The following is a 14,064-nucleotide window of genomic DNA, read 5'->3' as shown; positions in this document are numbered from 1 at the left end:
ACTCTAAGCGAACCACACGTCCGCCCGTTCCCCCGGTGGACGTTCCGCCACAAGACGTGTACCCGCTCGTGACACATCACATGAAGCCGGGACACGCGGCTCACGAGGTTCCGCCGAGTGGAGCGGCTCAGAAGTGCGTGGCGATCCCGAACGCTTCGCGGAGCCGGGCCATGTCGTGGCGGTCGCGGTCGGTGGGCTCGTAGCCCTGGTGGAAGTAGACCTGCTGGTCGGCGGAGAGACAGGGAACGGTGCGGTGCTGAATTACGCCGGTGACGAAGCACGCTGCCGGATAGATGAACGGGCGCCCTGGTTCCGGCGAAGCCTGGGTGGCGCGTCCATCCGGTGTGAAGACCAGGGGGTGCAGGTCGATCTCGCGTCCCGCCGTATCGGCGACGACGAATCGCACGGGGCGCCAGTTGAGCGATTCGGTGAAGCCGACCTCGGCGAGGGCCGCGACGACCGCCGGCTCCTGTTCCTGGCGGTGCATGAGATCCAGATCGCGGTGCGGCCGGGTCTGCCTGCCCAGCAGGGCGTCGATGCCCCAGCCGCCACCGATCCAGACGTCCGCGCCGGCCTTTCGGAGCGTGTCCAGGATCTCCAGCACATCGTCGCCGGTCATGGCCCGTGTTCCTTTCGCTCTCCCGAGGCGGGAAGTCCAGGGTGCCGTCCCTGCGTCCCGATGGACCCCTCGCGTCACGCCACGGGTACCACGCCGCCCATGCGCTCGGAGATCGAGGCGGCCGCGGACAGGAGGTCGTCGCGGAAGGGACCGCCGTCCACCGGCAGCGTGCGGATCGTGCCCACGACGGCGATCGTCGCGCAGATGCCGTACTCGTCGAAGACTCCCGTGGCGATCGCGGTGATGCCGGAGTCGGTGAGGTGGTCGCTGGACGTGCCGAGCCCCCGCGTCCCTGGGAGACCGATCCGGCCGAGTGACGCCGCACTCCCCCACGTCGGCTCGGTGGCACGGGGAACGAGGGCCCGCCCGGTCCCTCGATCCCCGTCCGCGTCGGGGCGCGGACCTGTGCGGCGCGGCCGCGTTCGACACGGTGCTCAGACCGGGCGCGGCCGGCCGGCCGTTTCCCTCGCGTGCAGGCGCACCACGAGGGAGTCGAGCCCGAAGTTGATGAGGGAGCGGTTGGGCACCGGTGGCCGCAGCACCTCGACCCCTTCGGCCACCTCGGCCAGGGCGCCGAAGAGCGAGGCCAGCTCCACCCGGGCCAGTGGCGCACCGATGCAGTAGTGCGGTCCCCAGCCGAAGGCCAGATGCCGGTTCGGGGTGCGGTCCAGCCGCAGTCGGCCGGGGTCCTCGAACTCCGCCTCGTCCCTGTTGGCGGCCGGTGTCCAGACCACCACTCGGTCCCCTGCCCGGATGCGCTGTCCGGCGAGTTCGGTGTCCGTCCGGGCCGTGCGCAGCACGTGCAGGCCCACCGAGGTCCAGCGCAGCAGCTCCTCGACCCCGAGCTCGGGGTCGTATCCGTCCTCGCGCATGGCCTGCCAGGCGTCCGGGTGCCGGGTCAGCGCGAGCATCGCCATGGTCGAGGTGTGTCGTACCGTCTGCACCCCGCCGACCAGGATGTTGTCGCAGTTGAGCAGAGCCTCGTCCAGCGGCAGCCGACGGCCGTCCACCTCGTGGGTGACCAGTGAGCTGATGATGTCGTCCCGCGGGTCGGCCCGGCGACGCAGCCCGAGGGCGAACAGGTAGGGCAGCAGTTGCTGGTGCGCCTCGGCGCGCTCTGCGGGGGTGTCGCCGAGGAACGCCCGGTCGCACATCCGCACCACATGGTCCCGGTCCTCGTCCGGGACACCGAGCAGATCGCACATGACGGTCAGCGGAACCGCCGTGCTGATGTCCCTGACGAAGTCGGTCTCCGCCGCTTCCAGCGCGCCGTGCACCACCTGCCGGGTCAGGTCGGCCACCCGTCCGCTGAGCTCGGCCGCCTTCCGCTTGGTGAAGAACGGCAGCACCAGATTCCGCAGCTCCCGGTGGCGCGGCGGGTCGGTGAGCGCCATCATCTTCCCCGCGCCGGCCGGCGCCCGGTCCCTGCCGGTGCCCAGCAGAGATCCGCGCTCGGAGCTGAACCGGGCCGCGTCGCCCAGGACCTCGCCGGCCAACGCGTAGGAGAGCACGCACCACAGCGGCCCCTCCGCGGCCGACTCCAGTCGCCACAACGGCGCCCGGCGGCGCAGCTCACGGAGGATCAGGTGGCTGTCCTCGCGCGCCCAGAACGCGGGGTCGGTGAGGTCGGGCAGGGCGGTCGTACGGGTTACCGTGTTCATGCTGGTCCTTAGGTCTGCCGGCATCGGTTGCGGTTCCTCGGCCCGTCATCGGCGAGTGACTCACTGGTACAGGGACGGCAGCAGCAGGTCCCCGACGATGGCGGCCACCTGCCGCGCGGCGGTCTCGCCGGACTGGATCACCAGATGCCCGGCCGGCAGCACATCGAGCCGGTGGCCACCGGTGGAGCAGCGTTTCCACTCCTCCATCTCCCCCGCGGTGACCGCCTCGTCGTCGGCCCCGAGGATGGCCTGGAGGGGGCAGTCCAGCGGTCCGGTGCCCGGGTCCCGGTAGCTGCGGACCAGACCCATGTCGGCCAGGAGCACCCGTCGCACCATCTCCCGCAGGGCCGGATGGGTGATCACCGCGCCGGCCCGCGCGTCGTTGCGGAGCATGAAGTCCACCAGGTCGCGCACGTCGGCGTCGCCGCCGGAACCGGGTGTCTCCCGCCACGTGTGCGGGGGCGCGAATCCGATGACGACGCAGGCCGTCGGGGCCAGCCGGGCGCTCAGCTTCCTGGCCACCTCATAGCCGACCAGTGCGCCGATGCTCTGGCCGAGCACGGCGTAAGGCCGGTCGAGGTGGGGCAGCGCGGCCTCGCCGACCGCGTGGACCAGTGCGCCGAAACTCTCCGGGTAGGGGTCGCGGGCGCGCCCGCCCCGCGCGGGCATCCGCACCCCCCACAGCTCGATCTCCTCGGGCAGCAGCCGGCCGAGCGAGGTGAAGGCGGTGGCGTCCCCACCCGCGTGGGGGAAACAGAGCAGTCGGATGGCGGCGTGCGGGCGGGGCACCGGTAGCCAGAACCAGTCTCCCTCGGTCCGGGGGGCCGTGCGGGAAGCGTGCACGAAGGCGCCTCGCTCTCTTGGGCTGATCAGCTGACGGGGCAGGCGGCGAGCCATGAGGTGTCCTCGGTGATCCATTCCTTGCGACGCAGCCCGACCGCCTCCAGGTAGGTGTCGATGGTGCTGTCGTCGAGGAACTGGACGATCTGGAGGTGCGTCCAACGGCGCCCCTGCCAGCGGTACTCCATCAACGCGCGCACCAGATCGGGGGTGAGCCGCTCCACGTTGAGCAGGGTGGCGGTGAGGTCGTCCCACACCCTGGGTTCGCCGACCCCGGTGAACCACTCGGGCAGTGCCCGTTCGATCAGTACGCTGCCGCCGGGGCGCACATGGCGCCTGGCCGTGGCCATCATCTCGTAGCGCACTTCCGCGTCGGTGAGGTTGACCAGGCAGGAGCCGAGCACCACGGCGTCGAAGGTCCGGCCGAGCCGCAGGTCCGGGATCTCGGCGTGGACGGTTTCGGCTCCCTCGATCCTGGCCAGCATCTCGGCGCTGTGGTCGACCGCGACCACCCGGTGCCCCAGGGCGATCAGCGGGTGGGTGACACGTCCAGTGCCCGCGCCGAGTTCCAGTACCGAGGCTTCGCGGGGCAGTGCGCTGTCCACCACCTGGGGCGTCCGGCCGGCCCGCAGGATCGAGTACAGCTCGACCGGGTCTCCCTCGGGGCTGAACGCACCCGGGCCGGTGCCCTTCTGACGCGACATGTTGCACTCCTTGGGTTGTCGGGCGATCGGTTGGCGAGGGGTGGCAGACGGTGCTCCGGTGTCCGGGGCGCGGAACTCCAGGTGCCTCACCCCCTCCCCGGGGCCGGCCCGCCGGGGGATCAGGCGGGACGCGGCGTGGCGGGGCGCGGCCCCTCCCACACCTGCTCGACGTGGTCGAGGCAGCTGTCCCGGTCGCCCCGGAAGCCGGTCTCCCGCCAGCCTCCGGGCACCGCCCGGTGGGCCGGCCACACCGAGTACTGGCCGGCGTCGTTGACCACCACCGTGTAGGTCTCCGGCGGTCGTGGTTCACTCATCGGGGTCCCTCTCCGCCCCGCCACGTGGTGACGGAGCCGTCCGGTACGTCGGCCATGTGCTGGATCGCCGCCAGGAAGTCGGCGACGTACTGGTGGAGCTGATCGGGTGTCAGGGAGCTGTCCGCGCTGTCCACGATCAGCATGGCCCGGTCCGACGTCGGGTCCTGGACGAACGCCACGTTCAGCGCGAAGTGGTTGGGTTCCCGGCGCACCGTCGGCTCCACACCGAGCCGCGGGTCCACGATGCGGGTCTGCGCGGCCGGGAGACGGCCCAGGGCGTGGAACCGGTTGAAGGTGAAGCTGCAGTCCAGGGTGGGGTCGGCCAGGTGTCTTGCGATCTCGCTGTACGGCGTCCTGCGGTGCGGCGTGATCTCGCTCTCCTGCTGGTGCACCTCGCGCACCAGGGAGGTCCAGGTCTGCCCGTCGAGCGGTACGCGCAGCGGGACGGTGTTCAGGAAGACACCGCGGGCCTCGGTACCGGCCCCGTCCTCCAGCCTGCCGTTGACGGTGAGCCCGGTCACCACCTCATGGGTGCGGGCCAGCCGGGAGATCGCCGCCACATGGGCGGCCAGCGCGACGCTCTTCGCGCCGACCCCGCCGGCCGCGGCCAACGCCGGGACGCGGGCGGCCAGCGCGTCCGGCAGCACGCGCTCCACCACGCCCGTGTCGGCACCGCGTCCCTCACCCCGCTTCGCGGTGCTGCCCAACCGGGTCGGGCGGACCCCGGACATCCGCCGTGCCCAGAACTCCCGCGACACCGCGGACACCTTGGCGGCGGCCTCCAGGGCCACGTAGTCCCGGAAGAGGGAGGTGGGCGCCGGCGGCGGAGGGGACGCCGGGTCGTCGCGCAGTGCGGCGTGCCGCTCCAGCAGTTCGGCGAAGAGCGAGGTGAAGCTCCAGCCGTCCAGGATGGCGTGGTGTTCGACCAGGGTGAGCTGGTAGACGTCCTCGGCGAGGCGTTGCACGACGACCCGCAGCAGTGGGGCGGTGGTGAGGTCGAAGGGGACGGCCCATTCGCGCAGCGCCAGGTCCGTGACGCGGGTCAGCTGCTCGGACTCGCCCACCGCACGCAGATCCTCCACCTTCAGGGGCACCGGCGCGTCCCGGTGGACCAGTTGCATCGGTTCGCTGAAGGAGACCAGGTCGAAACTGGTGCGCAGGACCGGGTGCCGGTGGATGGCCTCGGCGAGCGCGGCGGCGAACGCCTTCTCGTCGAAGTCACCGGACATCCGGTAGCTGTTGACGTTCTGGTAGGGGCGGCGCCCCGGGTCGGCCTCCATGTGGTAGACCATGGCCAGCTGCATGGAGGTCATGGGATAGGCGTCGTCCAGGCCGGCCGGGAGGAAGTCGCGGTCGGCGGCGGGGACCAGCTCGAACGGCGTCCGGCCGCCGGTGTCGGCGCACCCGTCGGCGCGTCGCAGCCGGGACGCCAGTTCGGCCAGTACCGGGGTGGTGAAGAACGCCTCCAGGTCCAGTTCGTACCCCCGCTTGTGGAGCGTCCCGGCCACCTGGACACTGCGGATGGAGTCGCCGCCGAGGGAGAAGAAGTTGTCCTCCCTGCCGATGTCCGCCACGCCGAGTACCTCCTGCCACGCCTCGGCCACCAGCCGCTCCGCGTCGGTCTCCGGTGCGGTGTGCCCGGTGCCGCGCTCGGCCTCGGCCCGGGGCCGGGGCAGCGCACGCCGGTCCACCTTGCCGTTGGAGGTCAGCGGCAGTTCGTCCAGCGACATGACGATGGACGGCACCAGGTGGGCCGGGAGCCGCGCGCCGAGGAAGGCGCGGACCTCGGCGGCGCCGGCCTCGCCCACCACGTAGGCGACCAGGTGGGGCGGGGCGTCCGGGTCCTGGTGCGCGACCACCGCGCAGTCGTGGACCTGCGGGTGTGCCAGGAGCGCATGGCGGATCTCGCCCGGCTCGATCCTGAAGCCGCGGATCTTCACCTGGTCGTCGCCGCGGCCGTGGTACTCCAGGGTGCCGTCCCCGCGCCACCGGGCCAGGTCGCCGGTGCGATACCACGGTGAGGTGTCCCCGGGCACCGGTCCGGGAGCGAACCGGTGCGCGGTCAGCCGGGGATTGCCCACGTAGCCCTTGGCCACACCGGCCCCGCCGACCACCATTTCGCCCACCACACCGATCGGCACCGGCGCACCGTGCGGGTCGAGCACCGCGACGGACAGGTGCGGCAGCGGGCGGCCGATGACGCTGTGCTCGAAGGAGCCCGCGGACTCGATGTGATGCGCGGTCACGTGCACGGTGGTCTCGGTGATCCCGTACATGTTGCACAGCCGGGCCGCCGGGGCCTTGGCCCGTTCGAACCAGGTGGCGACGTGGTGCGGCTGCAACGCCTCGCCGCCCAGCACCACCCACCGCAGGTCCTCGGCCGGAACGGGGATGTCGGCCAGCGCGGAGGTCAGCTGGGCCAGCGCGGACGGGGTCTGGCTGACGACGGTGACCCGTTCGCGCACCAGCAGTTCGGCGAACCGCCCGGGTGCCCGCGCGGTCGCCAGGGGCACCACGACCAACCGTCCTCCGTACAGCAGGGCCCCCCACATCTCCCATACGGAGAAGTCGAAGGCATAGGAGTGGAACGCGGTCCACACGTCGTCCGCGTGGAAACCGAACCTCCCGGCCGCCGCCTCGAAGAGGGCGGTCACGTTGCGGTGTGCCACCTCCACCCCCTTGGGGCGCCCGGTGGAACCCGAGGTGAAGATCACATACGCGGAGTCCTCGGCCGAGCCCGCGAGGGACAGGTTCCCCTCCGGCCACGTCCGGGATGCCGCCGCGGCGGCCACGTCCTCGTCCCGCAGCACCAGCCGGACCCGCGCGTCACCGAAGACCAGCTCCTGCCGGTCGACCGGGTCGGCGGGGTTGACAGGTACGTAGGCGGCTCCCGCCTTGAGCACCGCGAGCACCGCTTCGACCTGGGCAGGACCGCGCTCCAGCGACAGCCCGACCCGGTCTCCCCGCTCGATGCCACGCGATCGCAGGAACCGGGCCAGCCGGTTCGCTCGGGCGTTCAGCTGCGCGTAGGTGAGGCGCTCCTCGCCGTGGCTGACGGCGATGTGCTCGGGGTGTGCGGCCACGATCCGTTCGAAGGTTTCGTGCAGTCTGGCGCCGGCCGGCACCCGGGGCGCGGCCACCGGCTGGACCACCGCGCGGTCCTCGTCGGTGAGCAGGTCGACACGGGCGATGCCGGCCTCGGGGTCGGCCAGCACCGCGTCCAGCAGCCTCACCCAGCGCCGCGCCATGCGCACCACGGTCGCCTCGTCGAAGAGGTCGGTGTTGTACTCGACCTCGAGCCGCGCCCCCGTGTCCTCGTCACAGACCGACCAGATCAGGTCGAACTTGGCGGTGCCGGTGTCGGTGGGCACCGGGTGGCCGATCGCGTCACCGAGGCGCAACCGGTCCGCACCCCGGCCGTCGTGGTAGCCGAAGACCACGTGGACCAACGGGGAGTGGCCGGCCGGCCGGCCGGCGAGCACCCGGTCCACCACGGCCTGGAACGGCACGTCCTGGTGGTCGAAGTCCTCCAGTACACCGTCGCGGACCCGCTCCAGCAGGTGTCTGAAGGTCGGCTCCGCCCCGGTGTCGATCCGCAGCGGAAGCATGTTGACGAAGTATCCGAGCAGACCCTCGAGTTCCAGCCGGTCCCGGCCGGCCACCGGGGTGCCGAGCACCAGGTCGCTCTGGCCGGTGTGCCGGTGCACGAGGGCGGCGAACGCGGCCAGCAGCACCATGAAGCCGGTGGCGCCCTCGTGCCGCGCCACCTCGCGCGTCCGGTCCAGCAGGTCCCCGGGGAGCGGCACGGTGGCCGTGGCACCGCGGAAGGTCTGGGCCGCGGGACGGCGCCGGTCGGTGGGCAGGGCCAACGACTCCGGCGCGTCGCCGAGCCGCTCTTCCCAGTACTTCAGTTCGCGCTCGTAGGCGGCCCCGGTCATCCGCTCCCGCTGCCAGCGGGCGTAGTCGGTGAACTGCACCGGAAGGGGTTCCAGGGCCGGTGGCCGGCCGTGCTCGGCGGCGGTGTACAGCTCGGCCAGCTCCCGCTCGAAGACGGCCGTGGACAGCTCGTCCCAGATGATGTGGTGGAAGACCACTGCCAGGATCCACCGGTCCTGCCCCGTCTTGAGCAGGCAGCCGCGCAGAAGCGGCCCCCGCTCCAGGTCGAACGGCCGGCGCACCACATCGTGCAGCAGCAGCGCCGACCGGGATTCCGGATCCGGCTCCTCGGTGAGGTCGCGCACCGTGAACGGCACCTCGGCCTCCGCGCGGACCACCTGCCTCGGCTCCCCGAGCGCCGCGGAGAACACCGTGCGCAGCGCCTCGTGCCGCTCGACGACACCGCGCAGGGCGCGCTCCACCAGAGCCGGGTCGAGGCGCCCGCTCAGCCGCTGGACCCAGGGCAGGTTGTAGGTGGCCGTGCCCGGTGCCCACCGGTCGAGGAACCACAGGGACCGCTGACCGGCCGACAGCGGTGCCGTCGGCTCGCCGGCCCGGACGATGGGCTGCCAGAAAGCGCTCATCTCACCTCACCTCGACATCGAGTTCGGTCACCGCACGCACCCACTCGGCGTCCCCCAGCGGCGGAAGCGAGGCCACAGCCGAGGCCCGTCGCTCCACCTCATCGACGGAGTCGGCACTCGCCCGGACGGACCGGGCGAGTTCGGCGACGGTCCGGGACTCGAACATCGCGCGCAGGGGGATGTCGGTGTGCAGCGCCACCGCGATCCTGGCCCGCACGCGGACCGCGTTGAGCGAGTGCGCCCCCGAGGTGAACAGGTCCTGGTCCCGGTGGAGTCCGGGCAGGTTGAGCACCATGGACCAGATGCGGTTCAGCACGTGCTCCACCGGCTCGTCACCGTCCGCACCGCCCGCTTCGGGCAGGGGCGCGCCGGACGGCAGGGGGTCCCCGGCGTCCCCGGCCCGCAGGACGGACCGGTCCACTTTGCCGTTGGCGGTGAGCGGCACGTCGGACAGGCGACGGAAGTGCGTGGGAACCATGTGGTCCGGCAGTACGGACCGGGCCCGGTCGCGCAGTTCCGCGGCGTCGACCTCGTCTCCGGGCGCCACCACCACATAGGCCTGCAAACGGTGGTCCTCGCCGTCGGGAACGAGGACCGCCACCGCCGTCGACACCGCCGGGTGTCCTTCCAGCACGGCCTCGATCTCCCCCGGCTCGACCCGCTGACCGCGGATCTTCATCTGGTCGTCCAGCCGGCCCAGGTATTCCAGCTCTCCGTCCTCGCGCCGGCGCGCGGCGTCGCCGGTGCGGTAGAGCCGGCTTCCGTCATCGCGGAACGGATCGGGCACAAAGCGGTCCGCGGTGAGCCGTGGCTGGTTGAGGTAGCCGATGGCCACGGCCACGCCGCCGATGTAGAGCTCTCCCGGAACACCGGCCGGGACCGGTTCGCCGGTGGAGTCGAGCACATGCAGCCGCACGCCGCTGATCGGGCGCCCGATCGGCGTGGTGCCGGCCGTCCGCGGCAGCGGCCGGCACCGCCAGGCGCTGACGTCGACCGCGGCCTCGGTCGGACCGTAGAGGTTGTGCAGCACTCCGGGCATCCGGCCGAGGAAGTCGTTGACCAGCCGTGGCGGCAGCTCTTCCCCACTGCACACGGTCCGGCGCAGCGACCGGCAGTCCTCGACACCCGGCTGGGCGAGGAAGACGCGGAGCATGGAGGGGACGAAGTGCACCGTGGTCACCCGCTCGGCCACGATCAGGTCGCGCAGGTAGCCGGGGTCCCGGTGGCCGCCGGGGCGGGCCAGGACCAATCGCGCACCGGTCATCAGCGGCCAGAAGAACTCCCACACCGACACGTCGAAGCCGAAGGGCGTCTTCTGGAGCACCACATCGTCCGCGGCGAGCGGGAACCGACGGTCCATCCAGACGAGCCGGTTGTGGATGGCCCGGTGGGAAGTGGCGACGGCCTTGGGCCGCCCGGTGGAGCCGGAGGTGAAGATCACGTACGCGGGGTCCGCGGGGCCGGCCAGTGGCGCCGGGGGCTGGTCGGGCTCCCCGGCCCAGCGGTCCGGGTCGTCGAGGTCCACGACGGTGGCCTCTCCCGCGGGCAGCAGGTGGGCGAACCGGCGCTGGGCGAGGACCACCGGCGCCGCCACCTCGGTGACCATGTGCTCCAGGCGCTCGGCCGGGTGTTCCGGATCGAGCGGGAGGTAGGCACCGCCGGACGCCACCACCGCGCGCAGCGCCACGACCAGGTCGAGGGAGCGCTCGGCCAGCACGCCCACCACGACCCCGGGGCCGACCCCGAGCGAGCGCAGCCGGTGGGCGAGGCGGGTTGCCGACGCGGTCAGCTCCGCGTGGCTGAGGCAGGCCCCCTCGACGGCCACGGCGGGCCGCTTCGGATCGGCACCGCCGGGGCGGGAACGGAGCAGATGTTCCAAGGTCTCCTCGTCGGCCGGGCGCGCCCGGCCGCTTTGCCGGGCGGCGGATCGCCGCGCGTTGGTGGCGGTCGGTGCCGGTCTGCTCGACCGGTGCTCAGCTGGTGTGGCATCCATCGCCGTTCCCCTCGGTGCCGACTCGGACGCGGGCCGGGCCGTGCCCCCTCGCCAGACGCGGGTCGCGGTGTCCGGCTCGTGCACCGCGTCGCGCAACAGGGCCTTCCACTCCTCGACCAGTTCCCGCACGGTGCCCGCGTCGAAGAGCCCGGTGTTGTACTCGACCACTCCGTGGAAGCTGCGTCCGTCGTCGGTGACCTGCCAGCCGACGTCGAACTTCGCGGTCCCGGTGGGGACCAGCGCACGACGGGCGGTGAGCGGTCCGGCCCGCCACCCGTCGTCGGCGTGCCGGTGCATCTCGAAGACCGCCTGTACCAGGGGGGCGTGTGCGGTGGGGCGGTGGCCGAGCACCCGGTCCACCACGGCCTCGAACGGCACGTCCTGGTGGCCGAAGTCGGCCAGCACGGCGGTGCGGACCCTGCGCAACAGCTCCCGGAAGGTGGGCTCGCCGGAGAGGTCGAGGCGCAGGGCGAGCAGGTTGACGAAGTTTCCGATCAGTCCTTCGAACTCGGGCCTGCTCCGGCCGGCCACCGGGGTGCCGATCACCATGTCCTCCTGGCCGCTGTACCTGCGCAGCGTCGCGGCACAGGAAGTGAGCAGCACGAGGAAGGGGGTGGCGCCCTCCTGCCGGGCCAGGGCGCGGACCCGGGAGCCGACGCTCACCGGCACCGCGAACTCCACGGTGGCGCCGTCGTAGGAGGGGTGTTCCGGCCGGGGCCGGTCGGTGGGCAGCCGCAGCAGGGTCGGCGCACCGGCCAGACGGCGGGCCCAGTGGTCGAGCGCGGCTCGGTGCGGCGCACCGGCGGCCGTCCTCGTCTGCCAGGCGACGAAGTCGTCGTAACCGGCGGTCAGCGGCGGCAGGACGGGCTCGCGCCGCTCCAGGGCCGCGGTGTACGCCTCGGCGAGTTCGCGCTCGAAGACCGCCAGGGACAGCTCGTCCCAGACCAGGTGGTGGAAGACGGTGAGCAGCACCGCCCGCTCCGCCCGCTGCTCGTCTCCGCGTACCAGGACCGCTCGGAACAGCGGGCCGCGCTCCAGGTCGAACGGGTCCCGGGCCGCGGCCCGCAGCCGGGCGTGGACCGACCCCTCCTGGTCCGCCGGGTCCACGAGCTCCAGGTCGAGCGTCAGATCGGGGCGGATCACGCGCCGCGGCTCGCCGAGGTCCTCGACGACGACCGAGCGCAGGACCTCGTGCCTGGCCACGACCGTGCGCAGGGCCGCTTGGAGCACGGTGTGGTCGACCGGACCGCTGAGCTCGAACGCCCAGGGCACGTTGTAGGTGGCCGTCCCCGGCGCCCAGCGCTCCAGGAACCACAGCGACCGCTGGCCGGCCGACAGGCCGCCGTCCTCCGGCTGGGCGGTGCCCTCGGTGGCGGGGTGCGCGCCGTCCGGTCCGGGCTGGTGCGCGGCCGCGGCGGACTCCGTCTCGGCCGCACCGGTGACCTGGTCGAGGACGGTGGCCAGTTCGGCCAGCGTGGTCGCGGAGAAGACCGCTTGGGCGGGCAGGCCGGGCCCGTACGCGCTGATGAGCTCGGCGGCCAGTTGCAGCGCGGCCAGCGAGTCACCGCCCAGGGCGAAGAAGTTGTCGTCCTTGCCGACCCGCGGTACGCGCAGCATTCTCTGCCAGATCTCGGCCAGCGCCTTCTGTGTGGCGGACAGTTCCGCCTCGTGGATGGTTCCGGCGGTGGTGTCGGGGGTGGCCTGGGCGGGTTCGGGGAGGGCCGCTCGGTCCAGTTTGCCGTCCGCGGTCAGCGGCAGGGCCGACAGCGGTACGACAGTGGGCACCATATGCGGCGGAAGTAATCGGCGGGCCAGGGCCACCAGCTCCGCGGCGGGGGTGTCGGGGGCCACTACGTAGGCGACCAGGGTGGTTCGGCCGCCGGGGGCGGACCGCCCCAGTACGGCGCAGTGACGTACCGCGGGATGGCGTTCCAGGGCGGTCCGCACCTCCGCCGGCTCCACTCGGAAGCCTCTGATCTTCACCTGGTCGTCGGCGCGGCCGACGAATTCCAGGTCCCCGCCGTCGGTCTCCCGGACCAGGTCGCCGGTGCGGTACATCAGGGCGCCCGGGGAGTCCGCGTACGGATCGGGCACGAAGCGTTCCGCGGTCGTCGCCGGACGGGCCAGGTATCCCCGGGCCAGTGGAGCACCGCCGATGTACAACTCGCCGACGTGTCCACGGGGGACGGGCGCCATCCGCCGGTCCAGCACGCGCAGGGCGCGCGTCCCGCAGGCGGTTCCGATGGGAATCTCGTCCCGCGGTGTCCTACCGGCCGGCACCCGGAAGAGGGTCGAGGTGATGACGGATTCGGTGGGTCCGTAGGCGTTGAGCAGTGGCACGTCCGGAAGGAGCCGCTGCCAGTTCGCCACCGCACGGGCGGACATGCGTTCACTGCCCGAGATCATCAGTCTCAGCCGTCGGCAGGCGGCACGGTGATGTCCGGTCAGGGACGAGGCGAACGTGTTCCAGTAACCGCCCGGCAGGTTGGCGACGGTCACCGCGTGGCGATCGATGAGATCGGCCAGTTGATCAAAGGACAGCAACCCGGGTCCGCGCGTGACCACGGTGGCGCCGACCCGCAGGGGTGTCAGGGCCTGCTCCAGCGCGACGTCCACATGGGGGGCGGCGAACCACAGAACGCGGTCCTCCGCCACCAGTTCCAGCCGCTCGGCCATGTCGTCGAGGTGCGTGGCCAGGGCCGCGCGGGAGACGCACACGCCCTTGGGGCGCCCAGTGGTCCCCGAGGTGTAGAGGAGGTACGCCGTGTTGGCGTCCGTGGGGTCGGTGCCGGCCAGGGGGGAATCGGCCCGGCCTTCCAGAACGGGCTCGGCACCGGGGTGCGGGCCGTCGCGCAGCTCCACGCGGGCACCGCTGTCCCCCAGCACCTCCCGCCGGCGCTCGGCCGGCGCCGTGGCGTCCAGCGGCAGGTAGACGCCGCCCACCCGCAGAATGGCGAGCAGGGCCACCAAGGTGTCGGCGCGTTCGGTCAGGGAGACGGCGACGACGGTCTCCGGACCGACGCCGCGTGCCCGCAGGCGGTTGGCCAGTCGGGTACAGCGGGCGTCGAGTTCGGCATAGGTGACGGGGGAACGTCCGTCGCACCGTACGGCCACCGCTCCAGGCGGCCGCTCGGTGGGGGAAATGCTGAACCGTGCGGGCATCTCGGGGTCTCCTACCGATCCAGAGGAGGGGTGCACGACGTGCCGGCCCACCTCACGGGCGTCCGTACACGATGGCCGCGAGGTGGTACGTGCGCTGTTCAACGGATCCGGGGGTACGGACAGGTGGTGCCATCGACGTGCGCAGTACGCAGCGGGACGAGGTCCGGTGTCCCAGTGAAGCGCCGGCGTCATCGCTTGCCGCGGACGCCTAGGTGCCAGTCGTAGAGGAGCTGCGTCATGCCGTGGACGCA

7 protein-coding genes are annotated in these 14,064 nt (G+C 72.4%); all 7 read right to left on the bottom strand.

Annotated features, from left to right (window positions below; all coding sequences use genetic code 11):
- Positions 1-127 precede the first annotated feature (127 nt).
- The 7 genes from N6H00_RS37715 to N6H00_RS37685 all read right to left on the bottom strand — a co-directional run bounded on the left by N6H00_RS37715 (position 128) and on the right by N6H00_RS37685 (position 13,813).
- Positions 128-619, bottom strand: coding sequence for a nucleotidyltransferase domain-containing protein (locus N6H00_RS37715; protein ID WP_268976391.1), 492 nt, complete (start codon positions 617-619; stop codon positions 128-130).
- Between the two features lie 434 nt (positions 620-1,053).
- On the bottom strand, positions 1,054-2,280 hold the full coding sequence (locus N6H00_RS37710) for a cytochrome P450 (protein ID WP_268976390.1): 1,227 nt from the start codon (positions 2,278-2,280) through the stop codon (positions 1,054-1,056).
- Between the two features lie 60 nt (positions 2,281-2,340).
- Positions 2,341-3,123, bottom strand: coding sequence for a thioesterase II family protein (locus N6H00_RS37705; RefSeq protein ID WP_268976389.1), 783 nt, complete (start codon positions 3,121-3,123; stop codon positions 2,341-2,343).
- 26 nt (positions 3,124-3,149) lie between these two features.
- Positions 3,150-3,824, bottom strand: coding sequence for a class I SAM-dependent methyltransferase (locus tag N6H00_RS37700; RefSeq protein WP_268976388.1), 675 nt, complete (start codon positions 3,822-3,824; stop codon positions 3,150-3,152).
- A gap of 119 nt (positions 3,825-3,943) precedes the next feature.
- Positions 3,944-4,138 (bottom strand): MbtH family protein, encoded by a 195-nt coding sequence (locus N6H00_RS37695; protein ID WP_268976387.1) that lies wholly within the window; start codon positions 4,136-4,138, stop codon positions 3,944-3,946.
- Positions 4,135-8,658: a non-ribosomal peptide synthetase gene (locus N6H00_RS37690; RefSeq protein ID WP_268976386.1), complete on the bottom strand. Its 4,524-nt coding sequence runs from the start codon at positions 8,656-8,658 to the stop codon at positions 4,135-4,137. Before N6H00_RS37690 ends, N6H00_RS37695 begins: the two co-directional genes overlap by 4 nt.
- Position 8,659: 1 nt before the next feature.
- Positions 8,660-13,813, bottom strand: coding sequence for a non-ribosomal peptide synthetase (locus N6H00_RS37685; RefSeq protein WP_268976385.1), 5,154 nt, complete (start codon positions 13,811-13,813; stop codon positions 8,660-8,662).
- Between the last annotated feature and the right edge of the window lie 251 nt (positions 13,814-14,064).

Origin of the sequence: Streptomyces sp. S465 (assembly GCF_026898115.1) — a bacterium.
Taxonomy (GTDB): domain Bacteria; phylum Actinomycetota; class Actinomycetes; order Streptomycetales; family Streptomycetaceae; genus Streptomyces; species Streptomyces luomodiensis.
Note: the sequence above shows the minus strand (reverse complement) of the source record. Positions and strands in the feature narration are given on the sequence as shown.